Source organism: Pseudofrankia asymbiotica, assembly GCF_001983105.1.
Taxonomy (GTDB): Bacteria; Actinomycetota; Actinomycetes; order Frankiales; family Frankiaceae; genus Pseudofrankia; species Pseudofrankia asymbiotica.
The window spans coordinates 54,840-77,249 of sequence record NZ_MOMC01000042.1 but is presented as its reverse complement, the minus strand read 5'-3'; the positions used below and the strand labels follow the sequence as shown (position 1 = coordinate 77,249).

The 22,410-nt window shown below is 72.2% G+C and carries 20 protein-coding genes; all 20 read left to right on the top strand.

What is annotated here, in order from left to right; translation table 11 throughout:
* The first annotated feature begins 89 nt into the window (after positions 1 to 89).
* The 20 genes from lysA to BL253_RS20480 all read left to right on the top strand — a co-directional run bounded on the left by lysA (position 90) and on the right by BL253_RS20480 (position 22,395).
* Complete coding sequence (gene lysA, locus BL253_RS20580; protein ID WP_476644117.1) at positions 90 to 1,463, top strand: diaminopimelate decarboxylase; 1,374 nt, start codon at positions 90 to 92, stop codon at positions 1,461 to 1,463.
* Positions 1,460 to 2,743 carry a homoserine dehydrogenase gene (locus BL253_RS20575; RefSeq protein ID WP_076818757.1) on the top strand — a complete coding sequence of 428 codons (1,284 nt, stop codon included), beginning with the start codon at positions 1,460 to 1,462 and terminating at the stop codon, positions 2,741 to 2,743. The genes lysA and BL253_RS20575 overlap by 4 nt, the downstream gene beginning before the upstream one ends.
* Positions 2,740 to 3,960 carry a threonine synthase gene (gene thrC, locus BL253_RS20570; RefSeq protein WP_076818756.1) on the top strand — a complete coding sequence of 407 codons (1,221 nt, stop codon included), beginning with the start codon at positions 2,740 to 2,742 and terminating at the stop codon, positions 3,958 to 3,960. Before BL253_RS20575 ends, thrC begins: the two co-directional genes overlap by 4 nt.
* Complete coding sequence (locus BL253_RS20565) at positions 3,957 to 5,171, top strand: homoserine kinase (protein ID WP_076818755.1); 1,215 nt, start codon at positions 3,957 to 3,959, stop codon at positions 5,169 to 5,171. The genes thrC and BL253_RS20565 overlap by 4 nt, the downstream gene beginning before the upstream one ends.
* 697 nt (positions 5,172 to 5,868) lie before the next feature.
* Positions 5,869 to 8,193, top strand: a complete 2,325-nt coding sequence (gene rho / locus BL253_RS20555; protein ID WP_076818753.1) for a transcription termination factor Rho — start codon at positions 5,869 to 5,871, stop codon at positions 8,191 to 8,193.
* Positions 8,194 to 8,378: 185 nt separating this feature from the next.
* A complete protein-coding gene (gene rpmE / locus BL253_RS20550; protein WP_076818752.1) occupies positions 8,379 to 8,615 on the top strand; it encodes a 50S ribosomal protein L31 in 237 nt (78 codons plus the stop codon).
* Positions 8,616 to 8,899: 284 nt separating this feature from the next.
* Entirely contained in the window at positions 8,900 to 9,985 is a 1,086-nt protein-coding gene (gene prfA / locus BL253_RS20545) for a peptide chain release factor 1 (RefSeq protein WP_076818751.1), read from the top strand.
* The gene (locus tag BL253_RS20540; RefSeq protein ID WP_076818750.1) at positions 9,986 to 11,095 is read left to right on the top strand and encodes a N5-glutamine methyltransferase family protein; all 1,110 of its coding nucleotides are present in this window, start codon (positions 9,986 to 9,988) and stop codon (positions 11,093 to 11,095) included. It begins immediately after the preceding gene.
* A 148-nt stretch (positions 11,096 to 11,243) separates the two neighbouring features.
* A complete protein-coding gene (locus tag BL253_RS20535) occupies positions 11,244 to 11,900 on the top strand; it encodes an L-threonylcarbamoyladenylate synthase (protein WP_076818749.1) in 657 nt (218 codons plus the stop codon).
* 224 nt (positions 11,901 to 12,124) lie between these two features.
* The gene (locus tag BL253_RS20530) at positions 12,125 to 13,258 is read left to right on the top strand and encodes an MraY family glycosyltransferase (protein WP_076818748.1); all 1,134 of its coding nucleotides are present in this window, start codon (positions 12,125 to 12,127) and stop codon (positions 13,256 to 13,258) included.
* Between the two features lie 157 nt (positions 13,259 to 13,415).
* Positions 13,416 to 13,985: a Cg1360 family ATP-synthase-associated protein gene (locus tag BL253_RS43890; protein WP_241834968.1), complete on the top strand. Its 570-nt coding sequence runs from the start codon at positions 13,416 to 13,418 to the stop codon at positions 13,983 to 13,985.
* 19 nt (positions 13,986 to 14,004) lie between these two features.
* Positions 14,005 to 14,310: an AtpZ/AtpI family protein gene (locus tag BL253_RS20520; RefSeq protein WP_076818747.1), complete on the top strand. Its 306-nt coding sequence runs from the start codon at positions 14,005 to 14,007 to the stop codon at positions 14,308 to 14,310.
* 577 nt (positions 14,311 to 14,887) lie between these two features.
* Positions 14,888 to 15,781: a F0F1 ATP synthase subunit A gene (gene atpB, locus BL253_RS20515; protein ID WP_076818746.1), complete on the top strand. Its 894-nt coding sequence runs from the start codon at positions 14,888 to 14,890 to the stop codon at positions 15,779 to 15,781.
* A gap of 64 nt (positions 15,782 to 15,845) precedes the next feature.
* Positions 15,846 to 16,088: an ATP synthase subunit c family protein gene (locus BL253_RS20510; RefSeq protein ID WP_007514724.1), complete on the top strand. Its 243-nt coding sequence runs from the start codon at positions 15,846 to 15,848 to the stop codon at positions 16,086 to 16,088.
* A 13-nt stretch (positions 16,089 to 16,101) separates the two neighbouring features.
* The gene (locus tag BL253_RS20505) at positions 16,102 to 16,686 is read left to right on the top strand and encodes a F0F1 ATP synthase subunit B (protein ID WP_076818745.1); all 585 of its coding nucleotides are present in this window, start codon (positions 16,102 to 16,104) and stop codon (positions 16,684 to 16,686) included.
* A 2-nt stretch (positions 16,687 to 16,688) separates the two neighbouring features.
* Positions 16,689 to 17,537, top strand: coding sequence for a F0F1 ATP synthase subunit delta (locus tag BL253_RS20500; protein WP_076818744.1), 849 nt, complete (start codon positions 16,689 to 16,691; stop codon positions 17,535 to 17,537).
* A gap of 171 nt (positions 17,538 to 17,708) precedes the next feature.
* Positions 17,709 to 19,361, top strand: a complete 1,653-nt coding sequence (gene atpA / locus BL253_RS20495) for a F0F1 ATP synthase subunit alpha (protein WP_076818743.1) — start codon at positions 17,709 to 17,711, stop codon at positions 19,359 to 19,361.
* 4 nt (positions 19,362 to 19,365) lie between these two features.
* Positions 19,366 to 20,262: a F0F1 ATP synthase subunit gamma gene (locus BL253_RS20490; RefSeq protein WP_076818742.1), complete on the top strand. Its 897-nt coding sequence runs from the start codon at positions 19,366 to 19,368 to the stop codon at positions 20,260 to 20,262.
* A 454-nt stretch (positions 20,263 to 20,716) separates the two neighbouring features.
* Entirely contained in the window at positions 20,717 to 22,132 is a 1,416-nt protein-coding gene (gene atpD / locus BL253_RS20485; RefSeq protein ID WP_076818782.1) for a F0F1 ATP synthase subunit beta, read from the top strand.
* 8 nt (positions 22,133 to 22,140) lie between these two features.
* On the top strand, positions 22,141 to 22,395 hold the full coding sequence (locus BL253_RS20480; RefSeq protein ID WP_076818781.1) for a F0F1 ATP synthase subunit epsilon: 255 nt from the start codon (positions 22,141 to 22,143) through the stop codon (positions 22,393 to 22,395).
* The last annotated feature ends 15 nt before the right edge of the window (positions 22,396 to 22,410 follow it).

Below are 22,410 nucleotides of genomic sequence, written 5' to 3'. Positions count from 1 at the left end.
TGTCGCGACCCCCCGCTGGCGCAGCCGTGCCCGCGATGCCATCTGATGGGCCTCCGGCCGCGCGAGGCTCCGCCATCGCGCGTCCCTCGGTGGGGGCGCCTCTGGAGGAGCAGGTATGGCCGGCGACGGCCACGCTCGACGACGACGGGGTGCTGCGGCTCGGCGGGCTGCGCGTGGACGAACTGGCCGACCGGTTCGGCACGCCGACGTTCCTCCTCGACGAGGACGACTTCCGCGCCCGGGCCCGGGCCTGGCGGGCCGGCTTCCCGGATGGCGACGTCTACTACGCGGGAAAGGCGTTCCTGTGCCGGGCGGTGGCCCGCTGGGTGGCGCAGGAGGGCCTGAGCCTCGACGTCTGCACCGGCGGCGAGCTGGCGGTCGCGGCCTCGGTGGGCTTCCCGCCGGAGCGGCTGCTCTTCCACGGCAACAACAAGTCCGTCGAGGAGCTGAGCCGGGCCGTCGCCCACGGCGTCGGCAGGATCGTCCTCGACTCGTTCGTCGAGATCGACCGGCTCGCCGGGATCGCCCGCGCCGCCGGCATCCGTCAGCGTGTGCTCATCCGCGTGACCCCGGGCGTCGAGGCCCACACCCACGAGTACATCGCCACCGGCCAGGAGGACCAGAAGTTCGGGTTCTCGCTGGCCAGCGGCGCCGCGACGGCCGCGGTCGGCCAGGTGCTGGGGGCGGCTGACGCCCTGGAACTGGTCGGCCTGCACGCCCACATCGGCTCGCAGATCTTCGACACGGCCGGCTTCGGGCTGGCCGCGCACCGGATGGTCGGCCTGCTCGTCACCGTGCGTGACGAGCACGGCGTCGAGCTGCCGGAGCTGGACCTCGGCGGCGGCCTCGGCATCGCCTACACCGGCGAGGACGCCCCGCTGGCCGTCGAGGAGGTCGCCGACCGGCTGCACACGATCGTCGGCAAGGAGTGCGCCGGCGCGGGGCTGGCGGTGCCGCGGCTGGCCGTGGAACCCGGCCGGGCGATGGTCGGGCCGACCACGGTCACGCTGTACCGCGTGGGGACCGTCAAGGAGCTGCCCGGGCTTCGCACCTACGTCAGCGTCGACGGCGGGATGAGCGACAACATCCGCACCGCGCTCTACGACGCGCGTTACACGGCCCGCCTGGTCTCCCGGCCGGGCTCGGCCGAGCACCACGTGGTGACACTGGTCGGCCGGCACTGCGAGTCCGGGGACGTGGTGGCGCACGACGTGCCGCTGCCGGCCGACGTCGCCCCCGGTGATCTCGTCGCCGTCCCGGCCACCGGCGCGTACCACCGCTCGATGGCCAGCAACTACAACCACGTGGGCCGCCCGCCGGTGGTCGCGGTGCGCGCCGGCGCGGCGCGGGTGATCGTCCGCCGCGAGACCGAGGACGACCTGCTGCGCCTCGATGTCGATGACGTCGATGACGTCGACGGCGCCGCGGGCGAGGGCTCGAAACCTGGGGAGGCCGGGCGATGAGAGTCGCACTGCTGGGCTGCGGCGTGGTCGGCTCCGAGGTCGTCCGGCTGCTGCACGAGCAGGCCGCCGACATGACCGCGAGGGTCGGCGAGCCGCTGGAGCTCGTGGGCATCGCGGTCCGCCGGGCCGGCCGCGAGCGGGACGTACCCGTCGACGCCTCGCTGTTCACGACCGACGCCGCGGGCCTGGTCGCCCGCGACGACGTGGACATCGTCGTCGAGGTGGTCGGGGGCATCGAGCCCGTGCGCAGCTGGCTGCTCGGCGCGCTGAACTCCGGCAAGTCCGTCGTCAGCGCGAACAAGGCGCTGCTCGCCTCCGACGGGTCGACGCTGCACGACGCCGCCGCGGCGGCCGACGTCGACCTGTACTACGAGGCCGCGGTCGCTGGCGCGATCCCGCTGCTGCGCCCCCTGCGCGAGAGCCTGGCCGGCGACCGGGTGCGCCGCGTGCTCGGCATCGTCAACGGCACCACGAACTACATCCTCACCCGGATGGACGAGACCGGCGCGTCGTTCACAGAGGCGCTGGAGGAGGCGGGCGCGCTCGGCTACGCCGAGGCCGACCCAAGCGCGGACATCGACGGCTATGACGCGGCGGCCAAGGCCGCGATCCTCGCCCAGCTGGCGTTCCACACCCGGGTGACGCTCGACGACGTGTACCGCGAGGGCATCGGCTCGGTCACCGCGGCCGACATCGCCAGCGCCCGCGCGATGGGCTGCACCGTCAAGGCCCTCGCGATCGCCGAGCGCTCCTCGGAACGCCCGGGGGTGAKCGTGCGGGTGCACCCGGCGATGGTGCCCCGCTCGCACCCGCTGGCCGCGGTGCGCGAGGCGTTCAACGCGGTGTTCATCGAGGCGGAGGCCGCGGGGCAGCTGATGTTCTACGGCCGCGGCGCTGGTGGCTCGCCGACCGCCTCGGCGGTGCTCGGCGACCTCGTCGCGGTCGCCCGCAACCGCGTCGCCGGGCGGCGCGGGCCCGGGGAGTCGGCCTACGCCCAGCTCCCGGTCCTGCCGATGGGCGAGACCACCACCAGCTACCACGTCAACCTGGACGTGACCGACAAGACTGGCGTGCTGGCGACCGTCGCCGGCGCGTTCGCCAGGCATGGCGTGTCCATCCGCAGCGTGCGCCAGGACGGTCGAGGAGACGATGCCAGCCTGGTGCTGGTGTCGCATCCCGCCGCGGACGCGGCGCTGGCGGCGACTGTTGAGGACCTGCGCGGCCTGGACATCGTGCGCGCGGTGGCCGGGGTGCTGCGGGTCGAGGGAGGTGAGCCATGATCACCACGACCACGACCACGTCATCGGCGCGGCCGCCGGCCGAGGCCGGCGGACAGCCCGGCCCGGCCGGGGTGGCGGGTGCGGACGGGGGCCCCGACCTGGGGGCCGCGCCGGGCTCGCCGCCGCTCGGCGGCGCGGGCGGCCGAGCCCATGTCGCCCACCGCGGGTGGCGGGGAATCATCGAGGAGTACCGCGACCGGCTGCCGCTGGACGCCGGCACTCCGGTGGTGACCCTGCTGGAGGGCGGCACGCCGCTCGTCCCCGCGGCGCACCTGTCCGAGGTGACCGGCTGCGAGGTCCACCTGAAGGTCGAGGGCGCCAACCCGACCGGCTCGTTCAAGGACCGCGGCATGACCGTGGCGATCAGCGCGGCCGTCGGCGAGGGCTCCAGGGCCGTCATCTGCGCCTCGACCGGTAACACCAGCGCCTCGGCCGCCGCCTACGCGGCCCGCGCCGGCCTCGTCTGCGCGGTGCTCGTGCCCAGCGGCAAGATCGCGCTCGGCAAGATGGCGCAGGCGCTGGTGCACGGCGCGCGGCTGCTGCAGCTGGACGGCTCCTTCGACGACTGCCTGCGCGTGGCGCGCGAGCTGGCCGACACCTATCCGGTAACGCTGGTCAACTCGGTCAACCCGTACCGGCTGGAGGGCCAGAAGACCGCGTCGTTCGAGATCGTCGAGGCGCTTGGCCTGGCTCCGGACATCCACTGCCTGCCGGTGGGCAACGCCGGCAACATCACGGCCTACTGGCGCGGCTACCTCGAGGCGGACGCGGTCGAGGGCACCGGTCGGCCGCGGATGTTCGGCTTCCAGGCCGCGGGCGCGGCGCCGATCGTGCGTGGCAGCGTCGTCACCTCCCCGCAGACGATCGCGACGGCCATCCGGATCGGCAACCCGGCGTCCTGGCAGTTCGCCGTCGAGGCCAGGGACGCTTCCGGCGGACTGATCGACGCGGTCAACGACCGCCAGATTCTGGCGGCCTACAGGCTGCTCGCCCGCAAGGAAGGCGTGTTCGTCGAGCCGTCGAGCGCGGCGAGCGTGGCCGGCCTGCTCGCCGCGCACGCGGAGGGGAAGGTCGACCCCGGCCAGCGGATCGTCTGCACCGTGACCGGCAACGGCCTGAAGGACCCGGACTGGGCGATCAGCGGCGCGGCCAAGCCGGAGACGATCCGCCCGACGGTCGCCGGCGCCGCTGAGGCGCTCGGGCTACGGCGGTCGTGACCCTGCCCACCGTCGGTGCCTCCGGTGCCTCCGGTGCCGGGGGCCGCGTCGGCGTGGGCCCCGGCACCGGGCCGGCTCGCGCGCCGGCGCCGGCCGGCGGCGTGCCGGCTGCCGGCGTGCCCGTGGCCGGCGTCCTGGTCCGGGTGCCGGCGACCAGCGCCAACCTCGGACCGGGCTTTGACGCGTTCGGGCTCGCGCTTGGTTTCTACGACGACGTCGAGGTGACGCTGCGCCCCGAAGGGCTCTCGGTGACCGTCGAAGGTGCCGAGAACGTGTCGAGGGGTGAGGACAACCTGGTCGTACGGGCGATCCGGGCCGCCTTCGACGAGCTGGGCCGTCCGCAGCCGGGGCTCACGGTGCGCTGCGTCAACCGGGTGCCGCACGGGCGCGGGCTCGGCTCGTCCGCCGCGGCGATCGTCGCGGGCGTGGCCGCCGCGTGCGTTCTCGACACCGCCGCCTACCTCGACGGCGTCTCCGGCGGCGGCGTCTCCGGTGGCGGCGCGGCTGGCGGCGGCGCGGCCGGCCCTCGCCGGGCCGGTGCCGCGCGTCCCAGTGGGCCCGGCGGCCCGGCCGTGGACACGGCCGGGTTCGACCGCACGGCCGCGCTGCGGGTGGCGACGGCGATCGAGGGACATTCCGACAACGTCGCCGCCGCCTTGTTCGGCGGTCTCACCGTGGCCTGGACCGGGCCGGCGGGTCCCGTCGCGCACCGGGCCGAGCCGGTCGCGGACCTGCGCCCGGTCGCCTTCGTGCCTTCGGTGCGTACCTCCACGGCCGACTCGCGCGGTCGCCTGCCGGATCGGCTCGCCCACGCCGACGCGGCGTTCTCGACCGGCCGCGCGGGCCTTCTCGCGCTCGCGCTCACCCAGACCGATCTCACCGCGGCCGCCCTGGCGGGCGGGACACCCGGCGCGGGCGGTGCCGACGCCGCGGACGTCCGGGCAGCCCGGGCCCGGCTGTTGCTCGCGGCCACCGAGGACCGACTGCACCAGCCTTACCGGCYGCCGGCGGTTCCGGAATCCGCCGCTCTCGTGGACCGGCTGCGTGCCGCCGGAGTGGCGGCGGTCCTGTCCGGTTCCGGTCCGACCGTGCTGGCGCTCGCGGTCGGTGGCGAGCAGGCGGCCGCCGCGGTCGGCGTCTCAGCGCCGGGATTCGCCGTCCTCCCGCTGGCCGTCGACCGGGACGGTGTCCGGGTGATGACACGCCGCTGAGCGCGCCCTGTCCTCTAGGGGGAGGTTGTGCCCCAATTTTGCGGTTTGCACCGTGATCTCGGTGACGTTAGGTGACGGCCGTTGCGTAGCGGCGAACTGCGAGTACCGTGGAAGTACGGGGAACCCACATCGGGAAGCCTGCGCAACCCCAGGTTGTTGCCGAGGTGTCTCCGTCTGGATAGTCTGATGGCTGCACCCGCCGCGCCGCGGCGCGTGCTCGCCCCGCCGGTCTGGCTGGAGCTCTCTGGTCCGTCCTGGTACAGGATTCCGGTGCCCGCGCCTCCTCGTCGTTGCCTCGGCTCGACACCGGTGACGTGGTGGGTGAGCCTGGTCGCTGACCTTGGTCAGCTTCCCTGCTGACCCGCGATGTCTGCCCGGGGGTGACCCCGGACCCTCTGCCCGGGGATTCCGGGTTCGTCCGTGGCCCGGGCTCCTTCCGGATCGGCGAAGCCACGGGTTCCTGACGGATCGACGGAACCCGGGTCCCCGCCGGATTGGCGGAGCCGGTCCAGCAGGTCTAGCGGGAGGTCCGCTGGGAGGTCCGGGCCCTCCGCCTCGTCGACGGCCGCGTCATTCGGGCCGGCCAGCGGCGACATCTCCTTCATCTGTCATCCACGTAGGTGGTGGAGCGGATGGTCGAAGGTCCATATGCATCACCCGGCTCGAGAGGAGCCGGTTCCTTCAGGGAAGGAAAACCTTGAGCGACACCACCGACGTGCTGCCTGAGAGCGCACGTGAGTCCGCGGCGCCCCCCGCACCGCTTCCCGTCAGCCAGCCGGCCGCGCCGGCCGCGCCGGCGCCGGCGCCGGCGCCGATGGACAGCGGTGTATCCGGGGACGGCCGTACGCCGTCGGCCAGCGCGGCCGACGAGGACACTCCTGGCTCGGCCGTTCCTCGCCGTCGCCGCAACGGTACGGGCCTGCAGGCGATGCTTCTGCCGGAGTTGCAGTCCATGGCCAGTTCGTTGGGAATCCCGGGCACCGGCCGGCTACGCAAGGGCCAGCTGATCGCGGCCATCCAGAACGCGCAGAACGGCGGCCCGCCCACGCCGAACGGCGTCGTCGAGAGCGGCCAGGAGGCCACCGTCCTTACGAGCACCGAGACGCCGGCCACCGCCCCGCCACGCACCCGCGGGCGGCGAGTGGTGCGCGCCACCGGAAGCCCCGAGCAGGGCGAGCTTGTTCAGATGCCCGCTCGTGAGACGGAGCCGGAGGCTCCCGCCGCCGAGCGGCCCACCCAGGCCGAGGAGCCGTCGGCGCCGGTCGTGGCGCGCGACGAGAACGCGGCCCCTCGGGCGCGTGCGGATCGCGGTGAGCGGCCGGATCGCGGCGAGCGTGCGGATCGCGGTGAGCGTGCGGACCGTGGCGAGCGTGCGGATCGCGACGAGAACGCGGCCCCTCGGGCGCGTGCGGATCGCGGCGAGCGTGCGGATCGCGACGAGAACGCGGCCCCTCGGGCGCGTCCGGATCGCGGTGAGCGTCCGGACCGCGGTGAGCGTGCGGACCGTGGCGAGCGTGCGGATCGCGACGAGAACGCGGCCCCTCGGGCGCGTGCGGACCGTGGTGAGCGTCCGGATCGCGGTGAGCGTCCGGATCGTGGCGAGAGGGCGCAGGGCGAGCGGCACGAGCGTGCCGACCGCGCGAACGGCCGGCAGACGGACCGTCAGAGCACCCGTCAGGGCGACCGTCCGTCGGACCGGCCCGACAGGACCGACCGCTCGGACCGTCAGGCCGATCGGCAGCCCGACCGCCAGGGCAGCCGGGCCGCTCAGCAGCAGCAGGACGACGACGACGACAGCAGCCGCAGGCGTGGCCGTTTCCGTGAGCGCGGCCGCAACCGCCGCGGTCAGGGCGGAACGGTCGAGAACGAGCCTGTCCTGCGCGAGGACGACGTCCTCATCCCGGTCGCCGGCATCCTGGACGTCCTGGACAACTACGCGTTCGTCCGGACCAGTGGCTACCTGACGGGCCCGGCCGACGTGTACGTCAGCCTCGCCCAGGTCCGTCGGCACGGACTGCGCCGCGGCGACGCCATCACCGGCGTGGTGYGCGCGCCGCAGGAGGGCGAGGCGCGTCGCGACAAGTACAACGCGCTCGTCCGGCTGGACACCATCAACGGGATGGACCCGGAGGAGGCCCGCGGCCGCCCCGAGTTCACCAAGCTCACCCCGCTCTACCCGCAGGACCGCCTGCGGATGGAGACCGAGCCGAACGTGATGACCACCCGGGTCATCGACCTGGTGATGCCGATCGGCAAGGGTCAGCGGGCCCTGATCGTCAGCCCGCCGAAGGCCGGCAAGACGATGGTGCTGCAGTCGATCGCGAACGCGATCACGACGAACAACCCGGAATGCCACCTCATGGTCGTGCTCGTCGACGAGCGGCCGGAGGAGGTCACCGACATGCAGCGGTCGGTGAAGGGCGAGGTCATCGCCTCGACGTTCGACCGGCCGCCGTCGGACCACACGAACGTGGCGGAGCTGTCCATCGAGCGGGCCAAGCGGCTCGTCGAGCTGGGCCAGGACGTCGTCGTGCTGCTCGACTCCATCACCCGGCTCGGCCGCGCGTACAACCTCGCGGCGCCCGCGAGCGGCCGGATCCTGTCCGGTGGTGTCGACTCGACGGCGCTCTACCCGCCGAAGCGTTTCCTCGGCGCCGCCCGCAACATCGAGAACGGCGGCTCGCTGACCATCATCGCGACGGCCCTCGTCGAGACCGGGTCGACGATGGACACGGTCATCTTCGAGGAGTTCAAGGGCACCGGTAACGCGGAGCTCAAGCTGGACCGCAAGATCGCCGACAAGCGGACCTTCCCGGCGGTGGACGTGGACGCGTCCAGCACCCGTAAGGAGGAGATCCTGCTCGCGCCCGACGAACTCGCGATCATGCACAAGCTGCGGCGCGTCCTGCACACCCGCGAGCCGCAGCAGGCGATCGAGCTGCTGCTGGGCCAGCTCAAGCAGACGAGGACGAACTACGAGTTCCTCATGCAGATAGCCAAGTCGACCCCGTCGCAGGACTAGCGCGGTCCGGTGCCCGGCGCTCCGCGCCCGGCGCCGGGATGGGACTAGGAACGGTGCCAGTGGTGTTGAGGCCACTGGCACCGTGACCCAGGCACCAGGTCTGGCAGACTTGGGCCGGTTGGAGGCTCCGGTTCACGCCGTAGCGGCTGCGACGGCGACCCGGCGGCCATGTGAGAAGAGGGACCATGAAGGCTGACATTCACCCGACGTACCACGAGACCACTGTGGTCTGTACGTGTGGGAACACGTTCACGACGCGCAGCACCAAGGACAACGGCTCGATCAACGTCGAGGTGTGCGCGCAGTGCCACCCGTTCTACACCGGCAAGCAGAAGATCCTCGACGTCGGTGGCCGGGTGGAGAAGTTCGAGCGCCGGTTCGGCAAGCGCCAGCCCGGCCAGCCGGTATCCGGCACTAAGTAGGCGGGGCGCCTGGGCGCCGCCGGCTCCGCCGATCCGGCGGGAGCCTTCGGCCGGGCGCCGCGCTCTCTCCCACCTGGTCCGGAGTTGGTCCACAGCATCGGGTCGGTCCTGAACGGGGCCGTCCCGCGGCTGAGTGACGCTCAGAGCGTCGGGATCGGGTTCGTGAGGCCTGATTGACGGGCCAGGGACCGCGGTTGGTGTCGCGGCGATGCGGCGCTCGTCCGGTTTGGACCGGACGAGCGCCGTTCCTGCTTCATACCGCCGACTTGTTGAAAAGGTTGCTGATGGCCTCCGCGCTGGAGAAGTTGCTCGCCGAGCACGCCGAGATCGAGAAGCGGCTCGCCGACCCCGACGTGCACAACGACGCCGCGGAGGCGCGCGGGCTGGGGCGACGCTATGCGGAGCTCGCGGCCGTCGTCGAACTCGCGCGTGAGATGGAGCACACGAACGGCGAGCTGGAGACGGCCAGGGAGCTGGCCACCGAGGACGCGTCGTTCCGTTCCGAGGTGGCGGACCTGGAGGCCGCCATCGCCGAGCAGCGCCAGCGGCTGCGGGCCCTGCTCGTGCCCGCCGACCCCGACGACAGCCGGGACGCGATTCTCGAGGTGAAGGCCGGAGCGGGCGGCCAGGAGTCCGCGCTGTTCGCCGGCGACCTGCTGCGGATGTACCTGCGCTACGCGGAGCGGCGCGGCTGGAAGACGGAGATCCTCGACGCCAACCCGAGCGACCTGGGCGGCTACCGCGACATCAGCGTCGCGGTGAAGTACCGCGGCCAGGTTCCCCCCGGCCAGCCGGGCGTCTACGGCCGGCTGCGGTTCGAGGGCGGCGTGCACCGCGTCCAGCGGGTGCCCGTGACCGAGTCGGCCGGGCGTATCCACACATCCGCCGCGGGCGTGCTCGTCATGCCGGAGGCCGAGGACGTCGACGTCGAGATCGACGCGAACGACCTGCGCATCGACGTCTTCCGCTCGTCGGGACCCGGTGGCCAGAGCGTCAACACCACCGACTCGGCGGTGCGCATCACCCATATGCCGACCGGGGTCGTCGTCTCCTGCCAGAACGAGAAGAGCCAGCTGCAGAACAAGGAGTCGGCGCTGCGGATTCTGCGCGCCCGGTTGCTGACCATAGCGAGGGAAAAGGCCGAGTCGGAGAAGTCCGCGGCAAGGGCCAGCCAGGTCCGCACCCTGGACCGTTCGGACAAGGTGCGGACGTACAACTTCCCGGAGAACCGGATCGCCGACCATCGGGTCGGCTACAAGGCGCACAACCTGGAGCAGGTTCTCGACGGCGAGCTCGACGACGTGCTCGACGCGCTCGTCGCGGCGGACCTCGCCGAGAGGCTCGCGGAAAGCCCCGACGAGGGCGGCTGAGTGAGCGGCCCGGCGGTCCCGGCGGTCCCGGCGCGCTCCGCGGCCGGAACCGCCGACGTCCCGCTGGCGGCTGAGCTCGCCTGGGCGACCGGGCGGCTCGCCGACGCGGGTGTCGCTAGCCCGCGCGTCGACGCCGAGCTGCTCGCCGCGCACGTGCTGGGGGTCGCGCGTGGGCGGCTCCCGCTGGTTCGGGAGATCGCGCCGGGCGCCGCCGAGCGGCTGCGTGGCCTGGTCACGAGCCGGGCGCGGCGGGTGCCGCTGCAGCACCTCACCGGCGAGGCCTACTTCCGTCATCTCGCGCTCGCCGTTGGCCCCGGGGTCTTCGTGCCCCGGCCGGAGACCGAGACGGTCGTCGGCTGGGTGATCGACGCGCTGAAGGGCCAAAGGGCGCGCGAAAATGCTCCTTCTTCGCGCGACCGGCGGCCGAGGTCCCAGGAACTGACGGCCGGGACGCGGCGGCCGAGCGAGCGGACGGACGTCGCCACCGGCGCCGACGCGGGCGCCGACGCCCCCGCGGGCGGTCGCCCCCGGTTCGTCTGCGTGGATCTGTGCGCCGGGTCCGGGGCGATCGCGCTCGCGCTCGCCGACGAGGTGCCTGGCACCGAGGTGCACGCGGTCGAGGCCGACCCCGCGGCGCTGCGGTGGCTGAGGCGCAACGCCGCCGGCACGGGACTGCCCGTCGAGGTGCATGCCGCCGACGTCGCCGGCGCCGGAACGCCCGCCGCCGCGGGTGTTCCGGCGCCGGCGGGCTGGGCGGCCGTGCCCGTGCTGACCGCGCTCTCCCGGCTGACCGGGCGGGTGGACGCCGTCGTCTCGAACCCGCCCTACCTGCCGGACGCGGACCGGGCCGCGGTCACTCCTGAGGTAGGCGACCACGATCCGCCCTGGGCCCTGTGGGGCGGCGGCGGGGACGGGCTCGCCGGCCCGCGCGCCGTGGCCGCCGCCGCGGCGGGCCTGCTGCGCCCAGGCGGACTGTTCGCGATGGAGCACGCCGACGGCCAGGGCCCGGCCGTTCGGGAGCTGCTGGCCGCGGTCGGTGGGTGGCGCGAGATCGTCACGCACCGCGATCTCGTGGGTCGCGACCGTTTCGTCACGGCACGCTGGACGTAGGCCGGGCGATCTCGCGGCTCGGCCGCGGCGGCCCCGGCTGTAGGTTGGTGGCCCAGGGGGCGGGCCAGCCCCCGGAACGGGCGGCTCGACGTCTGGGCGCCGTCCAGGCGGCCCGGACGACTGCGCGAGACAAGTTCGGCGAGGGGTCATGCGGCTGTTCGACTGCACGGACGAGGCGGCGAGGCGGACCGGCCTCGAGGCGGCCGCGGGGGCGGTCGGCCGGGGCGACCTCGTCGTCCTGCCCACCGACACGGTGTACGGGATCGGCGCGGACGCGTTCGACGCGTCCGCGGTGCGTGCCCTGCTCGCCGCGAAGGGGCGCGGCAGGGACATGCCCGTGCCGGTTCTGATCGGCTCGTGGCGCACGCTGGAAGGCCTGGTCAACAACGTCACCATGCCGGTGCGCGAGCTCACCAGGGCGTTCTGGCCGGGCGGGCTGACGGTGATCGTGCGGCAGGCTCCGTCCCTGCGCTGGGATCTCGGGGACAGCCGCGGCACGGTGGCGGTGCGCATGCCTCTCCATCCGGTCGCGATCGACCTTCTCGGCCGTACGGGGCCGATGGCCGTCTCCAGCGCGAACCGGTCCGGCCAGCCGGCCGCGAACACCGCGGACGAGGCCGTCGCCCAGCTCGGCGAACAGGTCGAGGTCTATCTCGACGCCGGCCCCGCCGCGGTGGGCGTCGCGTCCACGATCGTCGACTGCACCACCGAGGTCCCCCGGGTGGTCCGGCTCGGCGCGATCGACCTGGCGGCGTTGCGCGCGGTGCTGCCGCTGGTCGAGGCGCCGTCGGGGGTCTCGTCGTGACGGAGGCCGACCTCGCCGTCCCCGTCCTCTCCGCCGCGCGGGTCGGCTGGGCCTGGGAGGCCGCCACCACCGGTCCACGAATCCCCTGGGACACTTGAGGCGGACCGTCGATCGGCACCGTCCGCTCCGGCCCGCGCGACCGAGGCCGGCGAGCACGGACCGGCGGGAACCCCTCACATCGGTCAACGCGGTAATGGGAGGTCGGGGCTGGATGGGATGGCGCCGTGCGTGAGTACGCGCTCGTCTTCGTGGTCGCGGCGGCCGTCACCTACCTGACGACGCCGGTCGCGAGGGCGCTGGCGTTGCGCATCGGCGCAGTCGCCGGGGTACGGGACCGGGACGTGCACGCGTTGCCGACGGCGCGGCTGGGTGGGCTCGCGATGCTGGCCGGCCTCTACGCCGGCCTCGCCGTCGCCGACCGGCTGCCGTTCCTGTCCCAGGTCTCGCGTGACTGGTCCGAACCTCGCGCCGTGCTCGTCGCGGCGACGCTGATCTGCCTGCTGGGCGTCGCCGACGACAAGTGGGAGCTGGACTCGCTGACGAAGCTCGCGGGCCAGATGGTCGCCGCGGCCGTGATGGTGCAGCTCGGGGTGCAGTTCTCGTTCGCCATCAACTGGGACAGCGAGACGACGCTCAGCCTCGGCCCGGAGACCGCCGTCCCGATCTCGATCCTCGCCGTCGTCGTCCTCGTCAACGCGCTGAACTTCATCGACGGCCTGGACGGGCTCGCGGCTGGTGTCGCGGCGATCGCCGCCGGGGCGACGTTCTACTACGCCTACTCGCTCGCGGTCCTCAACGGCATCTACCGGGCCACGCCGGCCGCGCTGCTGGCCGCCGTCACGGCCGGCGTCTGCATCGGGTTCCTGCCGCACAACTTCAACCCGGCGAAACTGTTCATGGGTGACTCCGGGTCGATGCTCATCGGTCTGCTGTCAGCCTCGTCGATGATCACGGTGACGGGCCAGGTCGCCTACGGCGGCTACGCCGGCCCGTCCCGCTCGCTGCCGTCGCTGATCCCGCTCGCCATCCCGCTCGCCGTGCTGATGGTGCCGTTCCTCGATCTCGGCCTCGCGGTCGTGCGCCGCACCAGGGCGGGCCGTTCACCGTTCGCGCCGGACAAGATGCACCTGCACCACCGCATGCTGGAGATCGGCAAGTCGCAGGTCCGGGCGGTGCTGTTCATGTACTTCTGGGCCGCGCTCGTCGGTTTCGGCGTCGTGGCCGCGTCGTTCTCGTCGGCGCCGCTGCCGATCCTGCTGGCGACTCTCGGGATCGGCCTGCTCGGCGTGGTGGTGCTGCTCCTGCTCGGCCAACGCACCGCTCGCCGCGCKGCCAGCGCGACGAGCACCCCCACCTGACACCACACCTGCCACCCGGCTCCCCGGTCTCGCCGCCGGCCTGTCCGGGCCAGTGCTCCTGTCTGACCGGAGTGGCGCCGGCCGCCGCCCGATACCGTGGAAGCGTCCCGTCCGCGTTGGCGGGCGGGCACGGGTGGTCGCGAAGAGGAGCGTGCTGGTGACGGGAAGAGCGGGCGACGTGCTCGCCGACAGCCGCGCGGCGGGGACGAAGCCTCGCGCGGGCGGTGGCCCTCGGTCTCCTCTGACCAGCGCGCCGATCATCCGGCTGGGGTTGATGATCAGCGCGGTGATCGCCGTCGTCGCGGTCGCGCTCGGCGCGAGCCTGCGGGGCTGGGCGGGCGTCGCCGCGGCGTCGCTCGGCATCGGCATCGTCGTGGTCTTCTTCTCGGTCAGCAAGATCGCGGTGGGTTTCGTGGCCCGGCGGGCGCCCCACCTGCTGCTGCCGGCCGCGCTCGGCATCTATGGTTTCAAGATCTTCCTGCTCGGTGTGTTGCTCGTCGCGCTGGACGGGGTCGAGGCGGTGAACCTGCCGACGCTGGCCTGGACGGTGCTGGCCGGCGTGGTCGGCTGGGTCGGCGCCGAGCTCTGGGCCGCCACCCACACCCGGGTGCCGTTCTTCGACCCGGCCACGTTCGCCACCCGCGATCCCGGCGCCGGCGGCTCGGCGGATCGACGTGCCGCCCCGTCTCCGGCGCGCGTCGCGCCGGGACCGGACTCGCGTCGATGACGGGCGGGCGGCAAAGGCGATGAACAAGGACGAAGGCCGTGAGCCCGGCGGCGGCGGCGAGCGTGACCGTCGCTCCGGCGACGCCCGACGGGGCGGGGGCCGCGGGCAGGCGGGGGGCGGGAACCCGCCGCCGAACCGTGAGCACGCTCCGGGGGAGGCCTGGAACGCGGTCGGGACGCTCGGCGCCGGGATCGCCTTCTGGGGCCTGGTCGGGTGGGGTATCGACCGGCTGACCGGCCTGCACCAGGTGTTCCTGCCGATCGGGATCGTCCTGGGCCTCGCCGCCGCGCTCTACCTGGTGATCTACCAGGCGCTGYGCCGTTAGCGACTCCACGCCCGGCCCGCGCTGGTCCAGGCTGGTCCGGACCGGCCGAGAAGGCCCGGGGTCGTTCTTGATCCCGGAGGTGAGGCCTGCGCCCGGGGCGCGGTCTTCGATGGTGGTCGCGGTGTGTGGCCGGAGATGGGCGCCGGTCCGGCGCTCAGCGCGCTCGCGCGATCGACCCACTGTCCGAAATGTCGCTCCGCGTGTCCACGCGCCCTCGTAACGTCAAGGGGGGCACAACAGACCGAAACGTCGCGGCAACGTGTAGATGAACCCGGCGCGGGGCGGATCGCAGCGCGTGCCGCGATGGCGCAGGTGTGGATAGTATTCGCGGTACCGGGCGCCGACACCGTCGGCCCCGCCGGAGACGGGTCTGTCGCTGGGCCGCGCCTGCCCACGGACATGCGATCATGCCTTCGCGCACGTCCGTGGCCCACCTGCATCTTTGGTCTCTAAGCTCGGGCGACGCTCACGATGCGTACAACTCGGGCGGCTGAGCTCAGGGTGCCGGTAGGGTGGGGTCCCCTCCGCCGTGGGGCGGGCCTGGTTCGCCCGATGACACTGCGTTGAAATTTGGATCATGGAGGTGTGTTGCGTGGCCGTCCTCGCCGCTAGTGACGAGGGCTTCGAAGGCCCCACGACAGCGGTCTTCAACCCGCCGCACTGGTTTGACGTGGACCTGGGTCCCYTCAACTTCTACCTGAACAAGGCCACCGCGCTGGTGATCTTCTCGGCGCTGTTCGTCGGGGTCCTGTTCTGGCTCGCGTACCGTCGCGCCTCGATCGTCCCCCGTGGCCTGCAGAACTTCGCCGAGTCGATTTACGACTTCATCGACAGCCAGATCTCGCGTGAGATCATCGGGAAGACCGGGCCACGGTACACGCCCTACCTGATGGTGCTCTTCTGCTTCGTCGCGGTCTGCAACCTGCTCGCCATCATCCCGGTGGCCCAGTTCCCGGCCACCTCGCGCATCGCCATCCCGATGGTGCTGGCGCTCATCACCTGGGTGCTCTTCAACTGGGTCGGCATCAGGGCCAACGGCGCGGGCGCGTACTTCAAGGAGATGGTCGACCCGGCGCCGCAGGCGATGCTGCCGATCCGGCTCATCCTCGCGCCGATCGAGGTCCTGTCGACKCTGATCGTGCGGCCCTTCACGCTGGCGGTCCGGCTCTTCGCGAACATGTTCGCCGGCCACATGCTGCTCCTCATCTTCAGCCTCGGCGCGGAGTACATGATCCAGCGGCCGCCATACGTGTTCGGCGCCTTCTCGTTCCTGATGACGGTCATCATGACCGGGTTCGAGCTGGTCATCGACCTGCTGCAGGCCTACATCATCACCGTGCTCACGGCCGCCTACATCGGTGGCGCGATCGCTGCCCACGGTGGCGGCCACGAGGACGCGCACGCCGAGCACGGCGTCGAAGCGCCCGAGCCCGAGTCCGYGCCCGTCGCGGCCGTCGCGGCGCATTCCTGAGTTTTCGGACACCCCGACCCGCACCGGTGAGTCCCGGTGCCCGACAGGATAAGGAACACCTCACATGGCTTCACCCGTCGTTCTGGCGGCCACCGACGCCGTCAGCGGTAACCTCGGTGCCGTCGCCTACGGTCTCGCGGCCATCGGCCCGGGTATCGGCATCGGTCTCATCTTCGGCCTCGGCGTGCAGGCCATCGCGCGCCAGCCCGAGGCCGAGCAGGTCGCCTTCCGGTACATGCTCATCGGATTCGCCCTGGTCGAGGCGCTCGCCCTGATCGGTTTCGTCGTTCCGTTCGTCTTCAAGTAATCCGAGGACGAGCGTGAGCGTCACGTCGACAGTCCTGCTCGCCGCCGCGGAGCACTCGGACGACGAGAACGTCCTGGTTCCGCCGGTGGGCGAGCTCATCATCGGCATTGTTTCGTTCGGGCTGCTCGTGGCCTTCTTCTTCTGGAAGGTCAAGCCCCAGATCCAGACGTTCTACGCGGCTCGGACCGAGCGCATCGAGGGGGGCCTGGCTCGCGCCGAGGCCGCCCAGGCGGAGGCGCAGGCGCTGCTGGAGCAGTACCGTGCGCAGCTCGCCGAGGCGCGCGCCGAGGCGTCGCGGATCCGCGACGAGGCGGCTGTGCAGGGTCGCCAGATCGTGGCGGAGCTGCGGGCCCAGGCCGACCGTGAGGTCGCCGAGATCCGCGTTCGCGGCGAGGCTCAGCTCGCCGCGGAGCGGTCGCAGATCGTCAACTCGCTGCGTTCCGAGTTGGGTGGCGTGGCTCTCGAGCTCGCCACCAAGATCGTCGGACACGAGCTGGCCCGCCCGGACGAGCACGTTCGGCTGATCGACGACTTCATCGCGGCGCTCGACGCGTCCGGTGACGCGACCGCCGCCGCGCCCGCCGGGTCGGGGGGCTGACGATGGAGGGACCCAGCCGGGCGGCTCTCGCCGCGGCGCGGGCCACCCTTGACGCGCTCACCGCGGTTCCGCCGGGTGGCGGGACCGCGGCCGGTCGGGCCACCGGGCCGGACGCGGGGCGGATCGCGGCCGAGCTGCGCGCCGTCGCCGACCTGCTCGGCGGGGACCTGACGCTGCGGCGCGCGTTCGCCGACTCGAGCGTGCCCGCCGGCGCCCGGGAGGACCTGGCCGACCGGCTGTTCTCCGCCCGGCTCGGCGAGGCCACGCTCACCGTCGTCAAGTCCGCCGTGGCGCACCGCTGGAAGCGTCCCCTCGACCTGCGGCTCGGCCTGATCGAGCTGTCCGTGGAGGCGCTGCTCGTCGACGCCGACACCGCGGGCGCGCTGGACGAGGTCGAGGACGAGCTGTTCCGGTTCGGCCGGATCCTCGACCACAACCCGGAGCTGTCGCTCGCGCTCACCGATCCGGCCGCGCCGGCGCCGGCCAAGGAGGCGCTCGTCGAGCGTCTGCTGACCGGCAAGGCGCACCCGGTGACGGTGCGGCTGGCCAAGCAGGCCGTGGCCGACCGGGAGTTCGGCGACCTGTCCCGGCGGATCGAGCAGTTCAGCCGGATCGCCGCCGCGCGGCGTGACCGCGTGGTCGCCGTCGTGCGTACGGCGGTGCCGCTGGACGCCGGCCAGCTCACCCGGCTGCGGGCGGCGCTGTCCCGGTACTTCGGCCGGGAGATCCAGGTGCAGACCGACCTCGACCCGGCCGTGCTCGGCGGCGTCGTCGTGCGGGTCGGCGACGAGGTCGTCGACGGGTCCGTGCTGCGCCGGCTCACCGCCGCCCGCCAGGCCCTGGCGCGGTAGCACTGGTGAGCATGACGAACCAGGTACGCGGCCACGCCGCCGGCGATCTTCGCCGACGGCGCGGCCCCGCGTCCCTCGCCTGCTCCGAACTGATCGTTCCGGTCCCGACAAAGGCCGGACATACCCATGCTGGGCAGCCGATTCTCCTGCCCGCAATGAAGGACCGAAGCGATGACTGAGCTGACCATCCGGCCGGAGGAGATTCGCGACGCCCTCCGGGACTATGTCGAATCGTTCCAGGCCACCTCCGCCGACCGGGAGGAGGTCGGCCGCGTCATCCTCACCGGTGACGGGATCGCCCGGGTCGAGGGCCTCCCGCACACCATGACCAACGAGCTGCTGGAGTTCTCCGGCGGCGTGCTCGGCCTCGCCCTCAACCTCGAGGTCGGCGAGATCGGCTGCGTCATCCTCGGTGAGGGCTCGCACATCGAGGAGGGCTCGGAGGTGCGCCGGACCGGGCGCATCCTGGCGGCCCCGGTGGGCGACGGGTTCCTCGGCCGGGTCGTGGACCCGCTGGGCSGGCCGATCGACGGCCTCGGGCCGATCGACACCGACGGCGAGCGCGCCCTCGAGCTGCAGGCGCCCACCGTCGTGCAGCGCCAGCCGGTCAAGGAGCCACTGCAGACCGGCATCAAGGCCATCGACGCGATGACCGCCATCGGCCGTGGCCAGCGGCAGCTGATCATCGGTGACCGGCAGACGGGCAAGACCACCGTCGCCATCGACGCGATCATCAACCAGCGCGCGAACTGGGAGAGCGGCGACCCGAAGAAGCAGGTCAAGTGCGTCTACGTCGCCATCGGCCAGAAGAAGTCGACCATTCGTGAGGTCGTCAACACGCTGGACGAGGCCGGCGCGCTGGCGTACACCACGATCGTCGCGGCCCCCGCGGACGAGCCGGCCGGCTTCAAGTACATCGCCCCGTACACCGGCTCGGCCATCGGCCAGCACTGGATGTACAACGGCCAGCACGCACTGATCGTTTTCGACGACCTGTCGAAGCAGGCCGAGGCGTACCGCGCGATCTCGCTGCTGCTGCGCCGCCCGCCGGGCCGCGAGGCCTACCCGGGCGACGTCTTCTACCTGCACTCCCGGCTGCTCGAGCGCTGCGCCAAGCTGTCCGACGAGCTGGGTGGCGGCTCGATGACCGGCCTGCCGATCATCGAGACCAAGGGCAACGACATCTCGGCGTACATCCCGACGAACGTCATCTCCATCACCGACGGCCAGATCTTCCTGGAGTCGGACCTGTTCAACCAGGGCGTGCGGCCGGCCATCAACGTCGGCACCTCGGTGTCCCGCGTCGGCGGCTCGGCACAGGTCAAGGCGATGAAGTCCGTCGCCGGCCGCCTGCGCCTCGACCTCGCCCAGTACCGCGAGCTGGAGTCGTTCGCGTCGTTCGGCTCGGACCTGGACAAGGCCTCGCGTGACCAGCTCGCCCGCGGGTCGCGGCTTGTCGAGCTGCTCAAGCAGCCACAGAACCAGCCGTTCGCGGTCGACCGGCAGGTCGTGTCGATCTGGGCCGGCACCACCGGCAAGCTCGACGAGATCCCGGTCGGGGAGATCCGCCGGTTCGAGGCCGAGTTCCTCGACTTCATCAGCCGGTCGTACTCCGGCATCTACGACGTCATCRGGGCGACCGGCAAGCTCGATGACTCGACCATCGCGGACCTGGAGAAGGCGATCGGCGAGTTCAAGTCGCAGTTCACCCTTTCCTCGGGCCAGCCGCTGGTCAACGAGGCCGCTCCCGACGCGCTGGAGCCGGAAGAGATCGAGCAGGAAGCGATCCGGGTGCACCGCCCGAAGCCGGTCGAGAAGGTCTGATCACGTGGCAGGCCAGCTTCGTGAGTACCGGCGACGTGTCCGGACGGTCCAGTCGACGAAGAAGATCACCCGGGCGATGGAGCTCATCGCGGCGTCCCGGATCGCCAAGGCCCGCGCGCGGGTCGCGGCGTCCCGGCCGTACGCGGCCGAGATCACCCGGGTGATCAGTGCGGTGGCGTCGCAGTCGACCATCAACCACCCGCTGACGACCGAACGGTCCGGGGTCACCCGGGCCGCGGTCGTGGTCGTCACCTCCGACCGCGGCCTCGCCGGCGGCTACAGCGCCAACGCGCTGCGCCAGGCGGGCGAGCTCATGGAGCTGCTCGCCGACGAGGGCAAGTCCGTGGCTCTGTACGCGGTCGGCCGCAAGGCCGTCACGTACTACCGGTTCCGCGGCCGGGAGCTCGCGAGCGAGTTCACCGGGTTCACCGAGCAGCCCACCTACGCGGACGCGAAGGCGATCGCGGACGAGCTGCTCGCGGCGTTCACCCTCGACGAGGCCGACGGCGGCGTGGGCGAGATCCACATCGTCTACACCGAGTACGTCAGCGCGATGACGCAGACGCCGGAGGCGCACCGGCTGCTGCCGATGGTGCTGGAGGAGACGACCGAGGCGCCGGCGGGCGGCGCGCTGCCGGTGTACGAGTTCGAGCCGTCGGCGGAGGGGGTGCTCGACGCGCTGCTGCCCCGCTACGTCGAGAGCCGTCTCTACGTCGCCCTGCTGGAGGCGGCCGCCTCCGAGTCGGCCTCCCGGCAGCGGGCGATGAAGTCGGCGACGGACAACGCCGAGGAGCTCATCCGCACCTACACCCGGCTGGCCAACCGGGCCCGCCAGGAAGCGATCACCCAGGAGATCTCGGAGATCGTCGGCGGCGCGAACGCGCTGGCGGACGCCGGGTAGCGAACGGCGCGGGTAGTAGTGGGCACCTGCCCGATGGCGGGTTGGGTGCCGGGATCGAATTCGTAAGGCATGGTAGGTGGGGACAACTACCACAGCGTGGTCAAAGGTTCGTGATCGGACCGCCGGTCGGCCAGTCCGGCGGCCGGTCCGGTCGGACCCGCGACGACGCGCCGACGGAGGCCCCGGAACTCGGCCCGTCGGACGCCGCTGAGGTGGCCTGAAAGACGTGGTACCACCTGAAAGACCAAGTATCACCCAGCAGTGACACCGCAGCACCGCTCACCGACGCGACACCGCAGCACCGCTCAACAGAAGAGACTGCCTGACGCCGTGGGTGGCCGAAGGTGCCAAGCCAGCCCCTTAGAGATCCCATCGGCAGCATGTGGGCCTCCGGGGGCGCGGAGAAGTCGCAATACGCGCCCCCTTCGGCGCTCTAGTGAAGATCGAGGACGCCATGACCGTCACCACCAGCACGACGGGGATCGGCCGGGTCGCCCGAGTCATCGGCCCGGTTGTTGACGTCGAGTTCGCTCCGGGGGAGCTCCCGGAGATCTACCACGCGCTGCAGGTCGAGCGGACGCTCGGCGACGAGACCGCCACCCTGACTCTTGAGGTCGCCCAGCACATCGGTGACAACACGGTCCGGGCGATCTCCATGCAGCAGACCGACGGCCTCGTCCGCGGTGCCCCGGTCAAGAGCACCGGCGCGCCGATCTCGGTCCCGGTCGGCAACGCGACCAAGGGGCACGTGTTCAACGTGCTCGGCCAGCCGCTCGACGTCGCGTCCGTCGACGCCGAGGCGTATCGGCCGATCCACGCCACCGCGCCGGCGTTCGACCAGCTCGAGTCGAAGACCGAGATGTTCGAGACCGGCATCAAGGTCATCGACCTGCTCGCGCCGTACGTGCGCGGTGGCAAGATCGGCCTGTTCGGCGGTGCCGGCGTCGGCAAGACCGTCGTCATCCAGGAGATGATCCGCCGGGTCGCCAAGGAGTTCGGTGGCGTCTCGGTGTTCGCGGGCGTCGGCGAGCGCACCCGCGAGGGCAACGACCTGTTCCTGGAGATGACCGAAGCCGGCGTCATCGACGACACCGCGCTGGTCTTCGGCCAGATGGACGAGCCGCCGGGCACCCGTCTGCGGGTCGCGCTGGCCGCCCTGACCATGGCCGAGTACTTCCGCGATGTCCAGAAGCAGGACGTGCTGCTGTTCATCGACAACATCTTCCGGTTCACCCAGGCCGGCTCCGAGGTGTCCACGCTGCTCGGCCGCATGCCGTCCGCCGTGGGTTACCAGCCGACGCTGGCCGACGAGATGGGCGTGCTGCAGGAGCGGATCACCTCGACCCGAGGCCACTCCATCACCTCGCTGCAGGCCATCTACGTGCCCGCCGACGACCTGACCGACCCGGCGCCGGCCACGACGTTCACCCACCTGGACGCCACCACGGTCCTCGACCGGTCGATCTCGGACCTCGGCATCTACCCGGCGGTGAGCCCGCTGGAGTCGACGTCGCGCATCCTGGACGCCCGGTACCTCGGCCAGGAGCACTACGACACCGCTCGTGAGGTGCAGCGGATCCTGCAGCGCTACAAGGACCTGCAGGACATCATCGCCATCCTCGGCATCGACGAGCTCTCCGAGGAGGACAAGGTCCTCGTCCGGCGGGCCCGGCGCATCCAGCGGTTCCTGTCGCAGCCGTTCTTCGTCGCCGAGCAGTTCACCGGCATTCCGGGCAAGTTCGTCCCGGTCGCCGAGACGATCGACTCGTTCAAGCGGATGACCCAGGGCGAGTTCGACCACCTGCCGGAGCAGGCCTTCTTCATGTGCGGCGGGATCGAGGACGCGCAGAAGAACGCGGAGAACCTGTAGTGGCGACGATGCGGGTCGCGATCGTCTCCCCGGAGGCGGAGGTCTGGTCCGGCGAGGCGAACTTCGTCCTCGCCACGACCACCGACGGCGACCTCGGCGTCTGGCCGCGGCACGTCCCGCTGTTGGGCGTGCTGAAGGACGGCGGCGACATCAAGGTCGAGACCGACGGCGGCGACTTCCTCTACACCGTCGGTGGCGGCTTCATCTCCGTGACCAAGGACGGCGTCAGCATCCTCGCCGAGACGGCGGCCCTGAAGTCCTGACGGCGGACGGGGTCC